Origin of the sequence: Idiomarina sp. UBA4520, assembly GCF_002388365.1 — a bacterium.
GTDB lineage: Bacteria > Pseudomonadota > Gammaproteobacteria > Enterobacterales > Alteromonadaceae > Idiomarina > Idiomarina zobellii.
This window is the reverse complement of sequence record NZ_DGMK01000001.1, coordinates 41,162-63,118: the sequence shown is the minus strand read 5'-3', so window position 1 is coordinate 63,118 and position 21,957 is coordinate 41,162. Positions and strand designations below refer to the sequence as shown.

Below are 21,957 nucleotides of genomic sequence, written 5' to 3'. Positions count from 1 at the left end.
GGGTTAAGGCCGGCTCAACCGAACCGGCCTTAAGCACTTCTTCTAACTCTCTACCGTTTCATTGTTGCTGTCGTAGTCAAATTTAAGTTCATCTTTGTCCGACGCACTCACTTTGACACTGCCACCTTTTGACAACTGACCAAACAGAATTTCATTGGCTAACGGCTTTTTCAGGTGCTCCTGAATAACCCGGCTCATTGGTCTTGCCCCCATTTCCTTGTCATAGCCTTTTTCAGCTATCCAGGCATGAGCGCTTGGATCAACTTCCAGTGATACGCCTTTTTTATCCAGCTGAGCCTGCAGCTCGCAAATGAATTTATCAACCACTTGCTCCAGCACTTGCGGTGTCAGGTGATTAAACCACACTACACCGTCCAAACGGTTACGGAACTCTGGCGTAAAGGTGTTATTGATTTCCGCCATAGCATCGTGACTGTGGTCTTGCTGCTTAAAGCCAATGGATTTTCTGACGGTTTCGCGGACACCGGCGTTGGTGGTCATGACGATAATTACATTGCGGAAGTCTGCCTTACGGCCGTTATTGTCGGTAAGCGTACCGTTATCCATAACCTGCAGCAGGATATTAAAGACATCCGGATGCGCTTTTTCCAGTTCGTCCAACAAGAGAACACAATGCGGGTTCTTAATAACCGCGTCGGTTAATAATCCACCCTGCTCATAACCTACATAGCCAGGAGGCGCACCAATTAAACGGCTGACCGCATGGCGCTCCATGTACTCCGACATATCGAAACGAAGTAACTCTATGCCCATAGCTTTAGCTAATTGTTGAGTGACCTCCGTCTTACCGACACCAGTAGGCCCTGCAAATAAGAACGAACCAATAGGCTGATTCTCGTTCGCCAAACCTGAGCGGGACAAGCGAATAGACGCTGTTAATTTATCAATAGCTTCGTCCTGACCAAATACCACCATTTTCAAGTTGCGGTCGAGCTGTTTAAGCGTTTCCTGATCAGACTGAGAGACCGATTGCTCGGGTACACGAGCAATTTTTGCAATAATCGTCTCAATGTCAGAAACGCCCACCGTTTTACGGCGTTTTGATGGCGGCAACAAACGTTGGGAAGCACCCGCCTCGTCCATTACATCAATTGCCTTGTCCGGTAAGTGACGTTCGTTAATATACTTAGCAGACAACTCTGCTGCCGCTTTTATTGCTGGCTGCGTATAACGAATGCCATGATGGCTTTCGTAACGATCTTTCAAGCCCATCAGAATTTTTGTAGTGTCTTCAACGGACGGCTCTACAACATCTACCTTTTGGAAACGACGTACTAACGCACGATCTTTCTCGAAGACATTCTTAAATTCGTTATAAGTTGTCGAACCAATACATTTCAGCTGACCACTAGACAGTAACGGTTTAATTAGATTAGAGGCATCCAGCACCCCACCACTGGCGGCACCTGCCCCAATAATGGTATGAATTTCATCGATGAACAGAATTGCGTGTTCTTGCTTTTGTAGCTCTTTTAATAGCAGCTTAAAGCGTTTTTCAAAGTCGCCCCGGTATTTGGTACCGGCCAGCAAGTCGCCCATATCCAGCGAGTAAATTTTCGCGTCCAGCAATATCTCCGGCACGTCACCTTTGACGATACGATACGCCAAGCCTTCTGCAATGGCGGTTTTGCCAACGCCGGCTTCCCCCACCAGTAGCGGATTGTTTTTACGACGGCGACAAAGAATTTGAGCGCAGCGCTCTACCTCGTAATCACGCCCAATCAGCGGGTCAATTTTTCCTTCTTTGGCCTGCTCGTTTAGATTAGAGCAGAACTTCTGCAGATAACTTTGTTGCTCTTCCTGCTGGGTTTCAATGGTTTCATCTTCCAGCGACTCTTCCGCCGGCTCCTCATCGATGCGCGAAATGCCATGCGAAATATAATTCACGATATCCAAACGGGTAATATCGTTCTTATTCAGCAAATAGACCGCCTGGGACTCTTGTTCACTGAAAATAGCGACCAACACGTTGGCACCGGTCACTTCGGCATTGCCCGACGACTGTACATGGAATACCGCACGTTGCAGAACGCGCTGAAAGCCTAATGTCGGTTGTGTGTCCGGCTCTTCTTCGTCCGGACCAAATAGCGGTGTACTGCGGTCAATGTAACTCAACAACTCTTCTTTCAGCTGTTGAAAATTAGCCCCACAGGCGCGCAGCGCTTTTGACGCGTCTGGGTTATCCAGCAGCGCTACCAATAAATGTTCGACAGTCATAAGCTCATGACTGCGCTCTCGTGCCAGCCGAAACGCATCATTCAACGTCAGTTCAAGGGCCTTGTTCAACATACACCACTCCTTACCGTCTCACTCACTTACTCTTGTTCCATTGTGCAAAGCAATGGGTGCTGATTTTCGCGAGCGTACTGGTTGACTTGTACTACTTTTGTTTCGGCGATTTCCGCAGAATAAACACCGCAAACGGCCTTACCTTTATAATGCACCTGCAACATCGTATCTGTTGCTCTTTCCTGATCCATCTTAAAAAATTTCATCAACACTTCAATCACAAAATCCATGGGTGTGAAGTCATCGTTGTTCAAAATGACTTTATACATGGACGGTGGCTTGAGCTCTTGTTTTTCCTCTGTGTCGCTAAGATGTTGTTGGTCAAATTGACTCATTTGTTAACAACCTATCATAAATTGTAGTCTAAAAATTCGTAATTACTTGCAAAAATCCACTCAAAATTTTAACAACAGAGCGCATTTTTTAACCAAAAAAGCTTGACTAATAACTCATGTCACCTAGAGTTAAAGATGGTGTTTGAACAGCTTAATTTCAAGTTAACACCTCCAATAATAATAAACATAGTCTGTTGCAAAAGAAGGAAGTAGATGTATGGCTACCGGAAAAGTCAAATGGTTCAATAATTCGAAAGGCTTCGGCTTTATCGAGAGCGAAGATCGCGAAGGCGATATCTTCGCACATTACTCGACCATTGAAATGGAAGGTTATCGCACTCTGAAAGCTGGACAGCCTGTTGAGTTCGAATTAGAGGAAGGCCCTAAAGGCCTACACGCCTCCAACATTGTCCCCGGTTCCACTGAAAAATAACCGAGGTAACTCTAAACAAGATAAAGGCGCGGACTCACACTCTGCGCCTTTATTTTTGCTTAACTCGCATAACCCTAGCTGTCGATACCAAAATAGCGACGTAATTGATCACGCAAGTTCGGCGGTGTTCCATTTATAGTCAAAGTATCGGTTGCTGGATCATAATGAACTCGCTCACCCAATACTGTGTGGTCAAAACCGACACTGACACCACCGCCCTGACCTTGGAACTTAACTAATTTTCTTAGCGTCGACTTATCGGCCGGAAAGTCGTCGGCAATCTCTTTTTCGCGCTGCTCGGCAAACTCTTTAGAGAACATTTCAAAAGAGTTATCTGACGGATACTGTTCTGCAAACTGCTCCGACAAGTCTTTAATTTTTACCGAGTCGCCCTGCTTCCACTGTTCGTCACAATACTCATACGCTGTTTTATTTAATGCCTGGCGCTGTTCTGCTTCAAGCCCTGACTGCTTCGCGTATTCCTGAACAGTATCAACCAACTGCTGAGTTTGCTCTTTGGTATTCACACGCTCGGTACACCCCAGAAAGTCCAGGAAAAAGTCTGAGACTTTGCGACCCGCACGTCCTTTAATAAAGGAAATATAGCGCTCAGCATCGGGCGCCGTGCGCCACTCGGTTAAATCAATACGCGCAGCCAGCTGCACTTTACTAATGTCCAGCTGTGATGAACGGTCAACCGCTAAATCCGGGCTTATCGTGACGCCTTCTTTTACCGGTAAGAAGCATACCAACAGGTATTCTGAACTTAAGTGTTGATAACGGGTTATCAGTAAAAAGCCAGCTTCCAATAAGTTATAACTTTGCAACTGCTCTAATAGTAGCTTGGCTGACTGCTGACTGAACTCAACAAAGTCGAGCTCTTTGCCATACCAAGATTTCAGTTGCTCAGGAAACGGGCTGGCATCGCCTTCGTCGTTTTCGGTCAGAAAACTGGCGTAACCTTTAGCTGGTTTACTGGTATAAACGTCCGTTAACTCAACCAGTAAATCATGCAATTGCTCGTCTTCATTCAATGCTGAAGGTGCTAATCGTAAGCCAACTTGACCATCGTTTTGGTAAAACTGGTGAATAATACTTTCTTCAATTCGCAATTGCATATCAGGGACTATCCTTGCTGTTTTGCTGTGTTACTATAAGCGGATTGTAACACGAGACTGGTAGACAATGGGAAAGGACCAACGCGGAAAATACCAACGCCGAGACAAAATAGCACGGCTAATTAGCTGGGGGCATTGGTTTACGTTTGCCAACATTATTCTGTGTTTATTCGTTGGGTTGCTCTATGTTGAGGCCTCGCCAGAGTCACCGAGTACTATTGGCACCTTATATATGCTGGTGAGTTGGCTTGGGCATTTTGCCTTTTTGCCCTTCGTGTTCTTCATTATTCTTATATTCCCGTTCTGTCTTATTGTGCCCTACTCAAAAGTTCTGCGAGGCTTAGCTGCGTTAGTCGCCTCGTTTGGGCTTATCGCTCTTGTTGCCGACGCCTTATTTTTTAGACAGTACGGCTACCACTTAAACACCTATTCCCTGGCTCAAATGATTAAAGACGCAGAAGCCGTATTTACCGGGGCTAGCTTCGTTATAATTTCAGCAGTGCTGCTAGGGTTCTTGCTAATTGTCGGTATCGAGTTGCTACTTGCTAACCTTGCCTGGAAGCGCTTGAGTGACTTGCAGCGTAAGAAAATAGGGGCACCGGCAACGGCAGTATTTGTCCTGTGCTTTTTTGTGAGTCATAGCGTCCACGTTTGGGCAGACGCGTCTTTATATACCCCCATTACCCAACAGGACGATATGTTCCCATTGTCCTACCCGACCACAGCAAAAACGCTTATGGCGAAACACGGGGTTATTGATGTTGAGAGTTATCAGGCTCGTCAACAGATGCTTATGGCGACCGATAAAATTAAACTGAAGTACCCTAAGCAGCCGCTTTTATGCTCGAAGAAAGACTTTGAACAGCCTGCGACAATTATTCTGTTTAATGAATATAGCGAAAACATCAATGCTGCTCTGGCAGGCTCAGGCTTAACTCAAACACAGGTAACTATGCTTGCCCACCCCCGGCAGGAAGGCGGCTTGTTTCAGTTTCTATACGGACTTCCCGATTTTTATCAGGATACAATTGAACGTCAGAAAGTAATGCCTGCTTATTTGAAACCTTTGAACGACTTTAATATTGAAATGAACTGGTACCTCAGTGAACAGTGGAATACTGATGAGCTCAGCCTGTCACAGTTTACTGATGAAATTAGTACAGAGAGTCTTCAAAGCTTTACGGGCCGCAATAATCAGCGCATTAATGTCATACTTCTGACAGAAGACAATACTGATCAGTTATCAGGTATTCTAGCTAAAGCGCAACAACATCAAGTTTTGGTCAGTTATTTATCGCCTAAGGACCAGTCTGGATTGTTAGGCAAGGAGCAGTTTGCACTTGCAAACATGACTGTCCCATTGTGGCAATCGAACCTAGAGCTTCCTAAGCAACCTATTGCCGGTTTAATGGATATTATTCCGACTGTTATGGATGATCGCATTGCCTGCGCAGGGTCTTTTAAAAACTACACCAACGGTGAAAGTTTACACTCACAGAAGCCTCGTTGGCCGCTTATCGAAACCTACAGTCCTTATATTGTTATTTATGACGAAGCGGAAATAACGATTTTGGATAATAGTGGCCAGTTTAACGTCTACAGCAGCCCTGAATTTACTTTGAAAAAAGGCTCTGAACCACCGGTCCCGGTTTTAATAGACGCATTAAAAGACCTTAAACGCTTTACCGAAACTCAAGAGTCAGGTAATTGATGAAAATAGAAGCACTTGAGCAGCTAAAAGGCTTCTGAGGCTTGCGTAATACGTCAAATACAGTAAGATAGCTTCCCTCGGTCGGCGTGTAGCGCAGCCTGGTAGCGCACTGTCATGGGGTGTCAGGGGTCGGAGGTTCAAATCCTCTCACGCCGACCAATTCTTCCTTTAACTATCTCCCTGAAGCAAACCTAACTGTTCATTCAACGGCGCAACAACTCGCCAGTATCCGCCTCTTGCTGAGCCAACACGTTTTAATTGCCCGCGAGACTTTAATTTGGAAATGTGCTTTTCGACAGCACGGTCAGAAATTCCGAGCACTTCTGATAATCGTGCGGCACTCCACTCTGGATGTTCCTGTAATAACGCAAGAATGTTCTCACGAGTGGTAAAGTAAGGCCTAATTTCGTGAAAACGCCCTTTCTCCGAATTTATATCCGAACTTATTACCGAAGCTTTCATCGAATTTACAGGTTTATCGTGTTCCGTTAGTGTCTTTTTAACGCTATCCAGAAGTTCATCGAAAGCCTCATCCAAACGGTTCAGTACAAACTCAACCATGACACTCAGGTCATTATTGCCAATAGACAACCTTAAGCAGTCATAATATTCGCTACGCTTTTCTTTTAACTTAGTTTCAAAGTTAAGCCAACGCAGCAAACCATGCCACTGCTCAAGAATTAGGCTGACCCACAAATGGCCAATACTGCTATTCCCAATAGAAAAAGGCTGAATGAATTCGTATTGACGCAAAAATATGACGGCTTTAACTAGCGGATGCTCGTCCGCTTGCTCCACCCACTCAAGTAATGAGCGGAGTTGCTTAGGCACTTGCCCGGCGGGCGCGGTGGTATGAACCAGCTTGTTATATTGGTAAATACCCATGCCCGTGGAACGATAACTGCCGGCTTCCGGCGTCACGGCAGCGAAAGTTTGTCTATGAGCATCCCGAAGACTCTCATCAGAGCCTATGCGCCAGCGCGAATGCGACTCATAAGCTTCGCTTAAAGACACGCCGTTAAGCTGCGTTGCGTTTAAGTCCATACCAATAGAGGCATTTAGCTTTTTCTGACGCGAAACGTCACTAAGCCCAACTTGTTCAGACTGAGCATCTTCAAGCAAACACTCCAAATAGCCGAGCTTTTTACTAACATCAGCAACCAGGTTAATGCTTTGTGTCGACAACGCGCCCTCGGTATTTATCATTATTCTGCGGTCACCACCCTGTTTCGCCCATTTTCTTTCGCATCGTACAGCGCATCATCAACACGTTTTATCAGCTGAGCGCGGGCTTCTTTCTCTTTGTAGTCAGTCACACCAAAACTCGCGGTTACCGTGCCAACTTCATCGAAAGCAGCAGCTTCTAAGCACTTTCTTAAACGCTCTGCTAACGCAACAGTTGCCTCTAAATTAGAATGTTTAGCAACAACGATAAACTCTTCGCCACCCCAGCGGCCAAAGTCGTCGGTATCGCGCAGTTCTTTTTTAAACAAGCTTGCTAAACCAATTAACACAGAATCTCCGACGTCATGACCATAGTTGTCATTAACGTCTTTGAAGTTATCAATATCTAAAAGTATAACGCCTAGTTCGTGACTGTAGCGCTTCGCTGCACTAATTTGCTCGTCCAGAACATACTCCATGTGATACCGATTCCAAATTTGGGTTAATGCATCGGTATGCACAAGGTGCTCTAACTTATCGTTGGCGACTGTAAGCTGCTCGTTCAGCGTTTCAACTTCATACGCAGACAAGGCAATTGCTAAATCTTCCGCTAAGTTAATAGCCGCTTTTCTTTCGCTATCAAGCCACAGGGCTGAGCGTCCTTTTATTGTCTCCTTCCAGCTTTCAAAGGATGTTCGCGGCGACATAACCGTTTTACCTTTGTAATGCTCGATGGTGTCTTTATTGGGTTTTCCGGCCCACTCCAGCTCTTCAATTTGCTCGGGCCGGAAAAGCATCAACCAACCTTGCTGACTAGTCGAGCCCGCCGGTAAAGCAATTGCCATAACGCCAGTTACTGCATTGTCATGAAAAAGCTCGGCAACTTCTGATTCAGCTATCTTCCGGGTAACAAAGGTCCCCACTAACCGGCACTTTTTATTCAGCCATTTTTTAAAAGCCAGAACATTTTTATCCGACAATTCTGCTCCGGATTTAAGTACTTTATTGCCATAGGCTAACGCGACTGAATTCGCCCGAAAAAGCTCCAGCCACTTGTGACCTTCCCGTTCAAACAGGGTTTTCGGTTCATTAATTTCCTGACTGTCGCTAATGAGCGCCCCGCGAGTACTTTCAATGGCTTCAAAAAACGCTGCCGTTTCATATTGCTGCTGCAAAATCAGTCGCTGGCTAGCAAGTGTGACTAGCGCCTGAGCGGCATGCCGTTGCTGAATATTTAACGGGTGCGCTTCCAGTCCATGGCAAGACAGTAACCCCCACAGTTTATTTTCCTGAAAAATCGCAACTGACAGTGAACTGTGCAGCCCCATATTCTGCATGTAGGTCATATGAATAGGAGAAACAGCACGCAAAACACCTTTGGTTAAGTCCAGAGGCTCGCCAGCCTTATGAGCAATGATGTCAGCCGGTTGTTCGGCTGAGCCCACGATACTTCTTATCGGGTTTTTACTGTATAGCTCACGCACCTGTTTAGGAATATCGGAAGCCGGAAAGCGTTGGTGTAAATAACTGCGAATGGTCGACTGTTTACACAGTTCAGCAATAACCTGACCGTTCCATTCTTCGTCAAACTTGTACACCATAACGCGTTCAAAACCGGTAATTTCAGCAATACTTTTGGTCAGCTCATTTAAGGTTTTATCAAGCGAATCGGAACAACGAATTTGCTCTTGGTGCGCCTGTAGTTCAGATAAAAAGGTCGAACTTAAGGTGCCGGTAACCGGTTCAATTTCAACGCAAATATACTCGCCAGACACATAAATAGTGCAATACACCGAGTGACCGTTAATTTCATCATTAAAGCCGACTGATTCTGAACTAATTTGACGAAGCCGCAAAAGGTGCTGTTGCCAGCTCGCTTTCAAATAATCCGGGGCCGAGTGACCTAATAAGTGCTCCGCAGACACACCCAGTAGAGCCTCTATATTTGTGCTGCAATGGGTGAGCTGCTCGAAGTTATTAGTAAATGCTAAAAAATAGCCATGCGGTTGAATTGCACCCGGCGTATGTACCGGCTCGGTGGCGCAATTCTCCAAAGCTTCTTCAAGCTGCTTTTTAGTAAGCTCTGACAATGGTCGACTCCCTGTTAGCGCTTTGTCGATCAGTACCCTGGTGGCTCAATTCAAGCAGCAGTTCAAACGCGCTTATTGCCCCTGCACATACCTCATTATTTTCTGCTGGGCTGAGTGACTGCTTTGCCAACCAATTAATGTAATCTGACCAAGTATTTTCCTTATAAAAGCTAAAGTAGCTCAGGGCGTTAGCATTAGCAATGAAATCCTGTTTTTGCAGTCTTTTATGAAGTATTTTTCCGCCCAGAGTCGAGCCTTCAATAACATATGCAGCCCCTATAGCCTCAGTGTCAGTCATTGTTCGTCGGGGTGTGTCCAATACTGGAGGGTGGCCCAAAGCCTCTAGGTCGCTCTGAACGCACCAAAGTCGTGGCTTATACACATAGTCACTCTTTGTTAAATAAGCTTCTATAGCAGGCTCAAGTGTTGCCAGAAAAGTATTCAGGCTATTTAACGCAGCAACATACTGTCCATAGCTAATATCGGCTTTCATCAAGTCAGCAAAACAAGACTCTTGTTCTAGCTTACTGTGCAGTTTTTGAGTCTTTGTTCTAAGCTCATTTAATAAAGGAAAGGACGTCAAAAACTTCTCCTAATTATTTCGCTGTATTAACCGATAGCAATAATAGCTACGGCACAGTCACGCAAATAGTTTGTATTAATTAGGTAAGCATGAATTTGCAAAAGGCTTCAATGCGTTTGTGGCCAACCTCGGCAGTATTATTACGCATGTGCGCAATACCGCTTATGAGGTTAACGAAAAAGTGACATCAATTGATAAGTCCATGACGCAAATTGATGGCCTCTCCAACGAGCAGGAGAATAAAACAGACCAGGTTGCGGTCGCTATGAACGAAATGGAAACCACCGTTCGTGAAATTGCCGAAAATGCCAACCAAACGGCCAGCCATGCGTCAGAGTCACGCTCAACCACAGAGCAAAACCAAGAGCAGTTACGACAAGCCGTCAATACCATGCACCAATTGTCTGACTCGATGCAAAGTGCGGCACAGTCTGTTGAAAGCTTAGCAAACGACGTCGAAAGTATTGTTACTGTTATTGATACCATTGAAGGTATTTCAGAGCAGACCAACTTGCTTGCGTTAAACGCAGCCATTGAGTCAGCCCGCGCCGGTGAAGCCGGTCGAGGCTTTGCCGTAGTTGCCGATGAAGTCAGAACGCTGTCACAGCGTACCGGCCAGTCAACCGAAGAAATTCGTCAGAAAATAACTCGCCTGCAAGAGGGCTCTCGCAATGCGGTTTCCGCTATGGAGCACAACCGTAAGCAAGCGCAAAGCACCAGTGAAAAACTGAGCGATGCCGACAATAAGTTGAATGAGTTAGTTAACCTCATTCAAGAAACTGCGGATATGAGTACTCAAATCGCAACCGCAACAGAAGAGCAGGCGTCGGTTAGCCAGGATGTTGCTGCCAACATTCAGTCTATTGCTGACTTTGCGACGCAGGTGTCGACAGCGGTTCGCGAAAGTCACAGCGAGTGTGAACAAATGTCCTCACTCGCTGACAGCCTTCGTAAGCAATTAGAGCAATTTAAAACGTAATATCAGCAAATAACTCTTGCAGCCGTGCAACTTCCTTGTCTGAAAGGGGTTGCATTGGCTGCTTACCCCACACTGGATCCGGCCATGCCGCATCACTCATAAACCGGGCAATATGGTGCACATGCAACTGAGGCACTCGGTTTCCCAACGCAGCGACGTTGAGTTTATCGGGCTTATACTCTGCCTTTAGCCAGTGACTTAAAAAGGAGCTTTCATGCAAAAATTGAATTTGCTGCTCTTCGGTTAAATCGCAGAGTTCCCGCACGTCATCAACTCGCGGAATCAGCACAAACCAAGGGTACTGCGCATCATCCATCACACGCACTTGGCATAGCGGCCAGTCGGATAAAAAATAACTGTCTTCTAGCAGTGCCTTTGCAACCGGAAATTCACTCATTATTGACTCCTTAATTAGCGTCCTGCGTTTCAAGCTGGCTTAAAAACTGAGAGAACAACGTACTTATTTTAGGTAACGTGCCTATCAATCGGTGATCATCATCCAGTATATGCAATTCTGCTGAGTGTTGCTTCGCAAAGCGCCAGCTGTTTTCTACTGGCACAATATCATCACGCCAACCATGCACAATAGCCGTCGACTCGGGAAGAGCCACAGTATCGAAATTAACCGAGCCCCCCAAATAAAAGGCGGGAGCCAACACAAATAAGCCCTTACACGCGGTTTCTCCGGCGCAGGCTGTTGCCACGTAACCGCCCATGCTTGAGCCCACCAATACAACCGGCCCTTCTATAAATGTTAATTTTTCTCGAAGTTTAAGAGCGCGATCATCAACATTGTCAATCCCCTGATAATCGACACTATCAACCTCAAAGCCTTTTTCTTCAGCTATTTTAGCGAGTTCTTTGATCTTGGTTCCCCAAGGTCCGCTTTCTTTTCCGTGACTAAAAACAACATTCATGTATCAAAACCCTATATTTTTTGTTTAACTTGCGCTAAAACTTACAGTATAGATTTAGTTAACAAACATAATGCACACAGGAGGACGTTATGCCGCTAAAAAATGGTGTATCGCTACTTGTAATGGTGGCTGCTTCAATGGGCTCATTCCTGTCTGCAAAAGCAGTGGCTAACGATGACATTACCTGGGGCGTTAACTCGGCGCCGCCTTTTCATATTTACGATGGCGAATATAAAGACGCCGGTGTTTGCGATGCTCTGGTCAGTGCGTTCCAGCAAGAACTGCCGCAAAACATTCATAACATCAGAAAGCTGCCATCAAAACGCATTACGATGATAATGAAACGCAGTAAAAACCTGTGCTTTCCCTGTGTCATTAAAAACAGCTCCTATAACGACACCTTTCTTTACAGCGATACAACCCACAAGTACGCACCACATGGGGTAATAACCAACCAAGATACCGCTCAGTATATCACCGCCAAATATGGTTACCCTGTTCGGTTCGAAGAGCTCGCGAAAGACACCGACTTACGTTTTGGACAACCCGATGAACGCCGTTACGGCAAATTACAGCCTTTTATCGATGACTACCTGCTTAACTCGAGTAACTTTAGCTTTATCAGTGGGCAGAAGTCACACGTGAGCGTACTTGCTATGATACTGAATGATCGTATTGACTACACTGTCGACTACGAAATGATAAAAACCTATTACCAGCGCACTCATGATGACGGTGCCAAACTAAGTTTTGTTCCTATTGCAGAATACGACGGTCAGGTGATTGAAGGTGCTGTTGGTTGTACACGAAACGAATGGGGTAAACGCACCATAGAAACCCTGAACAGCGCGATAAGTTCCGTACAAAGCAATTCAGAGTTTCAGCGAGCGTTAGACCGGTGGTTGGGACCAAACCGGCCACGTTAATGTCGGCAGAATTAACCGAAACGCTTTTCTAAGTATTGATTAATATCATCAGACTCGTACATCCAGGTGGTAGAGCCGTCTTCTTCGCTTATGCGTAAGCATGGAACTTTCACTCGACCGCCACCCTGCTCTAACTCATTTCTATGAGTTTGGTTGTGTTGCGCATCACGCAGTTCGATAGGCAACGACAAACGCGCAATGGTTTTGCGAACCTTTATACAAAACGGACAGGTTTTAAATTGATATAACGCTAGGTTCTTACACTGTTCATCCACCTTGCTTTGCTCTTCAGCACTGCGTTCAACACCTTTCGGGGTTGTCAGCTTTTCACCAATAATCATAAATGGCATTAAAATAAGACGAACTAAGCGGAAGAAATAACGAATCACAATGCGCATAAAGCAAAAACTCAACTATTAATAACAAAGAAAGGCCGATAGCCTAGCACATATCGGCCTATTGCTTAACGCTCGTTTAATACCTCGCTGGCAATTTCAAAACTCCTCAAACGCGCGTCGTGATCATACCCATGGCAGGTTAAAATCAATTCATCGATACCTGTGTCATCAATAAACTGATTGATATGACGACTCACGGTATCTTTTGTGCCAACTGCGGTATAAGTCAGTGCGTGATTCGCACCTGCAATTTCCTGCGGTGAGCCCACCCGGCTAATATCCTCAACCGGCGCTTTTAATTTACCCGGCATGCCTCGTCTAAGCGCAATGAACTGCTGTTGCATTGAGCTCATCATGTATCGGGCCTCGGTTTCCGAGTCTGCGGCAAACACATTCATTGCTGCCGCAACATAAGGCTTATCCAAATATTGTGAAGGCTTAAAGTTGTCCCGATACGCTTTTAGTGCATGATGCAAATAGTCCGGTGCGAAGTGTGAGGCGAAGGCGTACGGTAGCCCCAGATGAGCTGCAAGCTGCGCCCCAAAGGTACTGGACCCCAGCAACCAAACCGGTATTTTTTGCCCATAGCCAGGTACCGCTTTAATGACATCAGCAGGCTGAGCTTCTGCCAGATAGCCAAGTAACTCTTGCACGTCACGCGGGAAGTTCTCTGCGTCATTCGGAGTGCGGCGCAATGCCCGTAATGTGGCACCATCAGTGCCTGGCGCCCTGCCCAGCCCCAAATCGACTCGGCCCGGGTATAACGCATCTAAGGTTCCGAATTGCTCCGCCACTACAAAAGGCGCATGATTTGGCAACATAATACCGGCTGAGCCCACTCGTATGTGCTCAGTCTTGCTCGCCACATAACCCAACGCAACGGCCGTTGCGGCTGAGGCTATGCCTTCCATATTATGATGCTCCGCCATCCAGAAGCGAGAGTAGCCCCACTTTTCTGCGTGCTTAGCAATGTCTGCTGCATTATGCAAAGCGGTTGCAGCTGTTCCCTCCTCGGTCACCGGAGCCAGGTCTAATAATGAATATTTCATAACAACTCAAAAACAGTGATTGATACTCTCTATATTGGCATGGCTTCTTTATTTTCAAGGTCTGATTGCAATGACTGCGTAACCTCCTCTGGCCACACACTCGCCTGCACCTTGGCAATATGACTGTCCTGCATAAGGAACATAACCACTCGCGACTGACCTATACCGCCACCAATTGTTAAAGGCATTTTCCCACCGATAAGCGATTTATGCCAAGGTAAGCATGCTTTAGATTGCTGCTGGCTCAATTCGAGTTGACGTTTCAGTGCGACCTTATCAACTCTAACCCCCATAGAGGATAGCTCTAACGCATCGTCGATAGCCTCGTGCCAGACGAGTAAATCACCGTTTAATCCGGTTTCACCGGTTTCTGACACCGTGCTCCAGTCGTCGTAGTCGGGCGCGCGTGCATCATGCGCTTGTCCATCACTTAAGCGCGCACCAATACCAATAATAAAAACGGCGCCGTACGCTTTAGTTATTTCCCGCTCGCGTTGTTTCGAGCTCAGTTCGGGGTACTGCTGCGCGAGAGTTTCACTGTGAATAAAGTAAATGTCGTCTGGCAGTTCTAACCCTCTCGCTCTAATTTCAGGAATGCACTCAACAGTGCGAAGCAACGCCGCATAGATGCGCCTGACAGTGCGCTTTAAGTAAGCCACGCTGCGATCATGCTCGGCAATGACCTTTTCCCAGTCCCATTGGTCGACATACACCGAATGCTTGTGACCTAAGCTTTCTTCATCGGGCCGTAACGCGGTCATGTGGGTTAAAATGCCCTCTCCCTCGCTGAATCCATACTCACCGAGTAATTGTCGCTTCCATTTCGCTAACGAGTGAACGACTTCATAGGTCTTGTTGGGTATCGCTTTTATTGACACTTTAACCGATTGCTCTTTGCCAGACAGGTCATCCTGCACGCCAGTTCCACATTCGCTCAGTAGCGGTGCCTGAACCTCAATAAGGTTTAATGCCGATGCAAGTTCCTGAGTAAACTGCGTTTTAATTTGGCGAATCAGTTGCTGTCGTTTTATAAATGAATGTTTCATAAGTCTCTCCTACTTTCTGTTAATTCATTAACACCAAATAAGAAGAAACATTCAACAGATAAAACAAAATTAGCTTTTCACTGTAATTAATTTAAAATAAAACCCGATAAATTCACAAAAACATTAAATAACCATGAAAAAATCAGCGCAAAATTATCAAATCGACAATTTGGATAAAAACATACTGTCAGAGCTTATGAACGACGCTCGCAAAGCCTATAGCGAAATTGCCAAACGCTACAAAGTGAGCCCGGCAACCATTCATGTACGTGTCGAAAAAATGCGCGCTGCGGGAATTATTAAAGGCACCCACTTAGCCGTTAATCCTAAAGCTCTAGGCTATGAAGTCTGCTGTTTTATTGGCATTACCTTGCGTCAGGCGGGTGATTACCCCTCGGCTATTGCTAAGCTGGAAAAATTAGAGGAAGTCATTGAAGCACACTACACCACCGGTCAGTACAACGTGTTCATCAAAATACTGACTCGTTCAATAGATGACTTACAAAACATTCTTATTAACCGCATTCAGGCCATCCCTGAAATACAGTCAACTGAAACACTTATTTCTTTGCAGCAGCCTATAAAGCGAGACTTGCAACCTTAACCTGTCCGGTCATTTACCTCAGGAATGAAACGAAACACCGAAAAAGAAGCGCTTATACACCAGTATCTGTTAGGGTAAAGTCACTGATAATAGTAACTAGAATAAAGAAGGAAGCCCGTATGTTACGAAAGTGCATTCGTTACGTCAGTGCGCTTACGGTCGCTATCGTTGCTGTACCCTCGATTGCTGCCGCTGAGAACCTGTCGTACTACTTACCTGCAGATGTCAGTTATGACGAAAGCATAACCAAACCTAAAGAGGCGCTGGGTTATAACGTTGGCGACTGGCACGCGCGTCCAGAGCAAATTGTTAACTACATGAAGCAACTGGCGGAAGAGTCTGATCGCATTACCTTTGAAGAAACTGGCCGCACTCACGAACAGCGCCCGTTGGTTTTGCTGACAGTCACTTCACCTGACAACCATAAGAATATTGATGACGTCCGCGAGCGCCACTTAGCGGCGGCTGACACGTCACGTGACGCCGACCCTGACGACACGCCAGTAGTGCTTTACATGGGTTACAGTATTCACGGTGATGAGTCCAGTGGCAGTAACGCCGCTATTTTATTGGCTTATTACCTGGCGGCAGCGCAAGGTGAAGAAATTGAGGCCGTTCTAAAAGACTCAGTGGTACTTTTAGACCCTGCGTTTAACCCCGACGGATTGGCGCGTTTTGCACAATGGGCAAATCAGCATAAAAGCCAAAACCTGGTCGCTGACCCGCAAAGTCGTGAACACGTACAACCCTTTATACGTGGTCGCGTTAACCACTATTGGTTTGATATGAACCGCGACTGGTTGCTGTTGCAACACCCTGAGTCACGAGCTCGTATTGCTAACTTTCAGAAGTGGAAACCAAACGTGCTCACCGACTATCACGAAATGGGCACTAACAGCACTTACTTCTTCCAGCCGGGTATCCCGTCGCGCAAAAATCCGCTGACGCCCGATGAAAATGTGCGTTTAACTGAGATTTTAGCGGCTGAGCATGCGGACTCGTTGGATGATATTGGCAGCCTTTACTACACCGAAGAGTCATTCGATGACTTTTATTACGGCAAAGGTTCTACTTACCCTGACATTCAGGGCGCCGTTGGTATTTTGTTTGAGCAGGCGTCAAGCCGTGGTCACTTGCAAGACTCCGTAAACGGTGAAGTTGCCTTCCCATTTACTATTCGCAATCAGTTTGTGGCGTCACTTAGCACCATTTATGGCGCTCATAAAAACAAAGCGCGTTTTATAAGCTTCCAGGAACAGGCTTATGACAACGCATTAGAAGCAGCGGCTAGCCAGAACTTCGACGGCTACCTTGTCGGCGATGCTACCGATGCGTCTCGCCTGCAAGGCTTTATCGATATTCTTCAACAACATGGTATTGAAGGCTATCGCGTTGAAAAAGATATCGAAAAAGACGGACAAGTCTACAAAGCAGGTAAAAGCTATTATATTCCGGCTGAGCAAGACCAGTTTGGCCTTATTCAGGGTATCTTTAGCACTCGTAAAGACTTCCCGGATAATACTTTCTACGATGTTTCAGGCTGGACCTTAGCTCACGCTTTTAACCTGCCGTTTACAACACACCGTGGACGTATTCAAATTGCTGATGCAGCCTGGGATGCTCCGGTTAAGCAGCAAACGACACTGGAAGACGCCTACGCTTATGCCTTTAGCTGGGACGACTACAAAGCCCCGGCGTTATTGCAAAGCCTGCTGGAGAACGACATTCACGCGCGCCAGTCAACCAAGTCTTTCGCAGTTAAGGCTCAGGGCGAACGCAAAACTTTTGAACCGGGGGCCGTTGTTGTACCAAAAGCTTACCAAAATAAAGACTGGCATCAGGTACAACGCATTTTAGCCACTCTGGCTAAAGAGCAAAACGTACAAGTTACATCTATTGGCACGGGGCTTACCCCTGAAGGTGTCGACTTAGGTAGCCGTAATATTCAGCCGGTAGAAGAGCCTAAGGTAATGATGCTAACCGGCGGCGGTGTGAACCTGTACGAAGCTGGTGAAACCTGGTACTACCTCGATCGCCACGTGGGTGTTCCTCTGTCCATGGTTGACACAGACCGGTTATCGCGCGTTGATTTAACTCGTTATTCTCACATTATTATGGTCGATGGTTGGTACAACAGTTACCTGTCTGACGACGTCAAAGAGAAACTGAAACAATGGGTACAGCAAGGCGGTGTCATTATTGGTCAGCGTGGTGGCGCTGAATGGCTTTCAAACAATGGATTGTTGCACGCTCGTTACGTCGGTGAAGAGGTCTATCAAAATGCGTTTGCAAAAGAAGGCCTGACGTATGAAGAGCGCGACGACTTCTATGCCGAACAACGCATTGCCGGAGCTATTTTCTCAATGGATGTAGACACTTCGCATCCGTTGTTCTATGGCTTCCCGCGCTCAACCATGCCGGTATTCAAAAGCTCGTTAGAGGCCTTTGAAACACCAGAGTCGCCGTTTGTCTCCGTTGCTAAATACAGCGACACCCCACTATTAAGTGGCTACGCCGACAAACGTAACCGCGACATTCTTAAAGGCAAAACCAACATCGCCGCCCACCGCTTTGGTGACGGTCATGTTATAGCCTTTACCGATAACGTAAACTTCCGCGCTTATTTCTGGGGCACGGCAAAACTATTGAGTAACGCTATCTACTTAGGCGACCGCATCAACGTTTATGCGAAGCCTCTTAAAGACAAAGCCGCAGCTGATGAAGAAGCGGCTGAGCAAGCTCACTAAGGCTTTTTAAGCCCTTTAAACCTGTCACTGCCTGTCCTCAACGGGCAGTGACTTTTTTCTGCCCCTCATCTTTACATTTCCTTTTCTGGCAAAGCCGAAAATCCTGGTCTACCTTAACTAGTGACACTTAAAATCTCATAAAAAAGAGGTGCTTATGTTACGTTGGGTACTAATATTCTTAATTGTCGCTGTAATCGCTGCCGTATTTGGCTTTGGTGGAATAGCAGGTGCCGCCGCTGAAATTGCCAAAATCATTTTCTACATATTCATCATTCTGTTTGCGATATCTCTTGTCGTTCGACTGGTTAAAGGCCCGGGTAGGTAGTTAAGAGGTTAGACAAACAATTAGACATTGGTCGAATGCACAGTATTATTGAATATGCGCTACACTAGCGACTGATATTCGATCAATGTCCTTCTAACCCAATAAAAACGAGGCTAACGCCATGAACGCTATCGTCATGATGCTTTTAGGTTTAGGCGCAATGTTTCTCGGTTATGTGTTTTACTCGAAATTCATTGCCGAAAAAATCTTTAAGCTTGATCCTAACTTCAAAACCCCCGCCCACGAACTCGAAGACGGCGTCGACTTTGTTCCGACCAATAAATACGTACTTTGGGGACACCATTTTACTTCGGTTGCAGGTGCCGCTCCTATTATCGGCCCGGCTATCGCTGTAATTTGGGGCTGGGTACCCGCTTTCCTATGGGTGGTTTTCGGTACTATTTTCTTCGCAGGTGTTCATGACGCTGGCGCTATTTGGGCAAGTAACCGTAACAAAGCTAAGTCTATTGGTAACTTGACCGGTGATGTTGTCGGCAAGCGCTCTCAAACGCTATTCATGATAGTCATCTTCTTGGTCTTGTTGATGGTTAACGCCGTATTCGCGACTGCTATCTCAGGTTTGCTCATTAAGTTCTCGAGTTCAGTGGTGCCGGTCTGGGGGGCTATTTTTGTGGCGTTGATTATCGGCCAAATCATTTTCCGTAAATGGATGGGACTTGGAGCGATATCGGTCATAGGCGTTGTTGCTTTATACATTCTTATTTTCGTTGGTCCTTCAGTACCGCTGGAATTGCCTGAAACCTTCATGGGTGTCAGCGACAATGCACAATGGGTACTGATTCTGTTCGGTTATGCAGCTATTGCTTCGTTACTGCCAGTTTGGGTGCTGTTGCAACCGCGCGACTACATTAACGGCCTGCAGCTGTTTATTGGTCTGATTCTTCTTTATGGCGCTACCTTGTTATTAGGGCCAGAGATTTCGGCTCCGGCATTTAACACCAATACGCCTGAAGGCACGCCGTCCATGTTGCCATTGCTCTTTGTCACCATTGCCTGTGGCGCAATTTCCGGCTTCCACGGTTTGGTTGCATCAGGAACCACCTCTAAGCAGCTGGACAAAGAGACGGACGCCCGCTTTGTTGGTTATTTTGGCGCCATTGGCGAAGGCTCGCTGTCACTGGCAACCATTATTGCAGCGACCGCTGGTTTTGCGACATTGGGTGACTGGGAAGCCGTATACTCCTCATTCGGACAAGGTGGTGTGGCAGCCTTTGTCGAAGGCGGCGCAAACATCATTAGCCAGGGCATTGGCCTGGAGGCGAATATTGCCGAAACATTGCTGACGGTAATGGCTGTCCTCTTTGCCGGCACAACCATGGACACAGGCCTGCGCTTGCAACGTTACATATTCCAGGAATGGGGTGGCTTATATAATATCCGCTGGATGCAGAAAGCCTTACCGGCAACCCTGCTGGCGGTAGGCTCATGCTTAATCTTGGCATTTGGTGCTGGCGGCGCTGACGGCTCTGGCGGTCTGTTAATTTGGCCTCTGTTTGGTACGACTAACCAGCTGCTTGCCGGCCTGACACTGTTGGTTATTACCGTGATGCTGGTGCGCTTAGGTCGTCCAATGTACTACACGTTATTACCGCTTATTTTCTTGTTGATAATGACAGTATTCGCGCTTATCGTTCAGCTGAAAGGCTTCTACGATAAAGGCGACTGGTTCCTGTTATCGCTTGACCTTGTGGTTCTTGTGGCAGCTATCTGGATAGCCCTGGAAGCAAGTGCCAGCTTGTCAAAAATTAAAAAGGAACAAAAAGCGGAGAAAACGAAAGGGTAATGAATATGAGCATGAACATTCATTCGGTAAAACGTTGGTTCAGTCGTGCAGGCGAGTTGGTAAACGAGTTTTATAATGCGCCCTACCGCTCTGCCATTGCTCGTGCTAAACGCGACGAAGATGATTTGTTCATGCTCTTGGTTTACTCCGAGATAATGGGCGTGCCGAATCCGGCCGCCTATTACACATTAGAATTACAACCCTTAATGCTCGAACGCTTTCACGAATGGCACAAAAGAATGGGGATGGAGCACTCACCGCTTGATCACTTCCGTTGCTGCTAATCAATTTTTTCACTCTCCACTAAAGAGCCCGTTGTATGCAGTTATCCAGTAAAAAAATCTTACTTGTTGGCGGTAAAGGTGGTGTTGGCAAGACAACAGTCTCGTCCGCGCTTTCCATGTTAGCTGCCAAGAACGGCAAAAAGGTGCTACTGGTATCCACTGACCCGGCTCACAGCCTGTCCGATGTCTTCAATATGGATATTGGCGATCGTTTACACCACGTTTCTGACAACCTCACGGTTATGGAGATTGATCCCGACAAAGAAGTGAAAGAGCACGTTGCTCGTGTTAGCTCGCAAATGAAGCGTTTTACCAACCCCGACCTATTTCCTGAAATTGAACGGCAAATGCGACTGACACAGCAGTCACCAGGTGCGCAGGAAGCAGCTATGCTTGAACGCATTTGCAAAATTATCGACCAAGCCGAGAAAGACTACGATTTGCTCGTATTTGATACTGCACCGACCGGCCATACATTGCGTTTATTATCGCTCCCTGAAGCGATGGCAGCCTGGACACAAGGAATGCTGCGTTCGCAAAAACGCTCCGAGGAATTCGATAGTGTCTTGGAACACTTATCACCTAAAGCCGGTAAGGATATTAATAACCCTATGGCGGATCCGTCTGACAACGCCAGCGATGGCATGTCAGATAAAACCAAAGCTATTACCGAACAGTTACTCAATCGGCAGCGTCTTTTTCAACGTACTCGCCGACTGTTACAAGACCCGAACTATACCGGCATTTTATTCGTGCTAACGCCTGAGCGTTTGCCCATTAACGAAACTCAACGTGCATTACAGTCTCTCACTGAAGAAAAGCTGCCAGTTTCAGGGGTGGTCGTGAATCGTATCTTACCTGAGTCAGCAGATGGTGGTTTTCTGGCGAAGCGCAAAGAACAAGAGCGAGCCTATCTAGAGACTATTGAGCAGACCTTTGCTCAGTGGCCAAACTTCAGGCTTTATCTGCAAGAAGAAGATATTCAAGGTGTCGATGCCCTTTCAGCATTTGCCCAAGAGCTGGAAAAAAGTGGCTTCTCTGCCTAATCCTTTCTAATTTCTTTCATCGCAGAGTCATCGTTTTGACCTAAACTGCGTATATATAAAACATTTAACGTCCGAAATAAGGAGTAGA

21 protein-coding genes and 1 tRNA gene are annotated in these 21,957 nt (G+C 46.4%); 11 read left to right on the top strand and 11 right to left on the bottom strand.

Going from position 1 to position 21,957, the window contains the following annotated elements; genetic code table 11:
• Positions 1-42 precede the first annotated feature (42 nt).
• Positions 43-2,310, bottom strand: a complete 2,268-nt coding sequence (gene clpA, locus B3850_RS00300) for an ATP-dependent Clp protease ATP-binding subunit ClpA (protein WP_286874393.1) — start codon at positions 2,308-2,310, stop codon at positions 43-45.
• A gap of 26 nt (positions 2,311-2,336) precedes the next feature.
• On the bottom strand, positions 2,337-2,645 hold the full coding sequence (gene clpS / locus B3850_RS00295; protein ID WP_053953581.1) for an ATP-dependent Clp protease adapter ClpS: 309 nt from the start codon (positions 2,643-2,645) through the stop codon (positions 2,337-2,339).
• A gap of 217 nt (positions 2,646-2,862) precedes the next feature.
• Between clpS and cspD the strand changes: the two genes are divergently transcribed.
• A complete protein-coding gene (gene cspD / locus B3850_RS00290) occupies positions 2,863-3,078 on the top strand; it encodes a cold shock domain-containing protein CspD (RefSeq protein ID WP_053953580.1) in 216 nt (71 codons plus the stop codon).
• A gap of 74 nt (positions 3,079-3,152) precedes the next feature.
• Here the strand turns inward: cspD and yejK are convergent, their stop codons facing one another.
• Positions 3,153-4,196: a nucleoid-associated protein YejK gene (yejK, locus tag B3850_RS00285; RefSeq protein ID WP_286874395.1), complete on the bottom strand. Its 1,044-nt coding sequence runs from the start codon at positions 4,194-4,196 to the stop codon at positions 3,153-3,155.
• A 67-nt stretch (positions 4,197-4,263) separates the two neighbouring features.
• Between yejK and B3850_RS00280 the strand changes: the two genes are divergently transcribed.
• On the top strand, positions 4,264-5,907 hold the full coding sequence (locus B3850_RS00280; protein ID WP_286911212.1) for a DUF3413 domain-containing protein: 1,644 nt from the start codon (positions 4,264-4,266) through the stop codon (positions 5,905-5,907).
• 82 nt (positions 5,908-5,989) lie between these two features.
• Positions 5,990-6,066 (top strand) — tRNA-Pro (locus tag B3850_RS00275).
• Positions 6,067-6,075: 9 nt separating this feature from the next.
• Here B3850_RS00275 and B3850_RS00270 read toward each other — a convergent pair.
• From B3850_RS00270 to B3850_RS00260, 3 genes are read right to left on the bottom strand one after another with little or no spacing between them, the layout of a single operon-like run.
• The gene (locus B3850_RS00270; protein WP_053953577.1) at positions 6,076-7,113 is read right to left on the bottom strand and encodes a Fic family protein; all 1,038 of its coding nucleotides are present in this window, start codon (positions 7,111-7,113) and stop codon (positions 6,076-6,078) included.
• A complete protein-coding gene (locus tag B3850_RS00265) occupies positions 7,113-9,161 on the bottom strand; it encodes a sensor domain-containing diguanylate cyclase (protein WP_286911211.1) in 2,049 nt (682 codons plus the stop codon). Before B3850_RS00265 ends, B3850_RS00270 begins: the two co-directional genes overlap by 1 nt.
• Positions 9,145-9,744, bottom strand: a complete 600-nt coding sequence (locus tag B3850_RS00260) for a biliverdin-producing heme oxygenase (RefSeq protein WP_286874401.1) — start codon at positions 9,742-9,744, stop codon at positions 9,145-9,147. The genes B3850_RS00265 and B3850_RS00260 overlap by 17 nt, the downstream gene beginning before the upstream one ends.
• Before the next feature lie 118 nt (positions 9,745-9,862).
• Here B3850_RS00260 and B3850_RS00255 point away from each other — a divergent pair, with 118 nt between their 5' ends.
• The gene (locus tag B3850_RS00255) at positions 9,863-10,723 is read left to right on the top strand and encodes a methyl-accepting chemotaxis protein (RefSeq protein ID WP_058579225.1); all 861 of its coding nucleotides are present in this window, start codon (positions 9,863-9,865) and stop codon (positions 10,721-10,723) included.
• Here B3850_RS00255 and B3850_RS00250 read toward each other — a convergent pair.
• Positions 10,713-11,120, bottom strand: coding sequence for an HIT domain-containing protein (locus B3850_RS00250; protein ID WP_053953574.1), 408 nt, complete (start codon positions 11,118-11,120; stop codon positions 10,713-10,715). The genes B3850_RS00255 and B3850_RS00250 overlap by 11 nt on opposite strands.
• Before the next feature lie 10 nt (positions 11,121-11,130).
• Complete coding sequence (locus B3850_RS00245) at positions 11,131-11,640, bottom strand: alpha/beta hydrolase (RefSeq protein ID WP_273269604.1); 510 nt, start codon at positions 11,638-11,640, stop codon at positions 11,131-11,133.
• Positions 11,641-11,729: 89 nt separating this feature from the next.
• Between B3850_RS00245 and B3850_RS00240 the strand changes: the two genes are divergently transcribed.
• Positions 11,730-12,566 carry a hypothetical protein gene (locus B3850_RS00240; protein ID WP_286874405.1) on the top strand — a complete coding sequence of 279 codons (837 nt, stop codon included), beginning with the start codon at positions 11,730-11,732 and terminating at the stop codon, positions 12,564-12,566.
• An 11-nt stretch (positions 12,567-12,577) separates the two neighbouring features.
• Here B3850_RS00240 and B3850_RS00235 read toward each other — a convergent pair whose 3' ends face one another.
• From B3850_RS00235 to asnA, 3 genes are all read right to left on the bottom strand, one after another.
• Positions 12,578-12,964, bottom strand: a complete 387-nt coding sequence (locus tag B3850_RS00235; protein WP_286874407.1) for a glutaredoxin family protein — start codon at positions 12,962-12,964, stop codon at positions 12,578-12,580.
• A gap of 65 nt (positions 12,965-13,029) precedes the next feature.
• Complete coding sequence (locus B3850_RS00230) at positions 13,030-14,013, bottom strand: LLM class flavin-dependent oxidoreductase (RefSeq protein ID WP_286911210.1); 984 nt, start codon at positions 14,011-14,013, stop codon at positions 13,030-13,032.
• A 29-nt stretch (positions 14,014-14,042) separates the two neighbouring features.
• Positions 14,043-15,059 (bottom strand): aspartate--ammonia ligase, encoded by a 1,017-nt coding sequence (gene asnA / locus B3850_RS00225; protein WP_286874411.1) that lies wholly within the window; start codon positions 15,057-15,059, stop codon positions 14,043-14,045.
• A 133-nt stretch (positions 15,060-15,192) separates the two neighbouring features.
• Here asnA and asnC point away from each other — a divergent pair, with 133 nt between their 5' ends.
• From asnC to B3850_RS00195, 6 genes are all read left to right on the top strand, one after another.
• A complete protein-coding gene (gene asnC, locus B3850_RS00220) occupies positions 15,193-15,663 on the top strand; it encodes a transcriptional regulator AsnC (protein ID WP_053953569.1) in 471 nt (156 codons plus the stop codon).
• A gap of 119 nt (positions 15,664-15,782) precedes the next feature.
• A complete protein-coding gene (locus tag B3850_RS00215; protein ID WP_286911209.1) occupies positions 15,783-18,410 on the top strand; it encodes a M14 metallopeptidase family protein in 2,628 nt (875 codons plus the stop codon).
• A gap of 154 nt (positions 18,411-18,564) precedes the next feature.
• Positions 18,565-18,735, top strand: coding sequence for a DUF1328 family protein (locus B3850_RS00210; protein ID WP_074668909.1), 171 nt, complete (start codon positions 18,565-18,567; stop codon positions 18,733-18,735).
• A gap of 121 nt (positions 18,736-18,856) precedes the next feature.
• The gene (locus tag B3850_RS00205) at positions 18,857-20,539 is read left to right on the top strand and encodes a carbon starvation CstA family protein (protein WP_286874415.1); all 1,683 of its coding nucleotides are present in this window, start codon (positions 18,857-18,859) and stop codon (positions 20,537-20,539) included.
• Between the two features lie 11 nt (positions 20,540-20,550).
• On the top strand, positions 20,551-20,823 hold the full coding sequence (locus tag B3850_RS00200) for a cory-CC-star protein (RefSeq protein ID WP_058579233.1): 273 nt from the start codon (positions 20,551-20,553) through the stop codon (positions 20,821-20,823).
• A gap of 35 nt (positions 20,824-20,858) precedes the next feature.
• Positions 20,859-21,869, top strand: a complete 1,011-nt coding sequence (locus B3850_RS00195; protein WP_286911208.1) for an ArsA family ATPase — start codon at positions 20,859-20,861, stop codon at positions 21,867-21,869.
• Positions 21,870-21,957 lie beyond the last annotated feature (88 nt).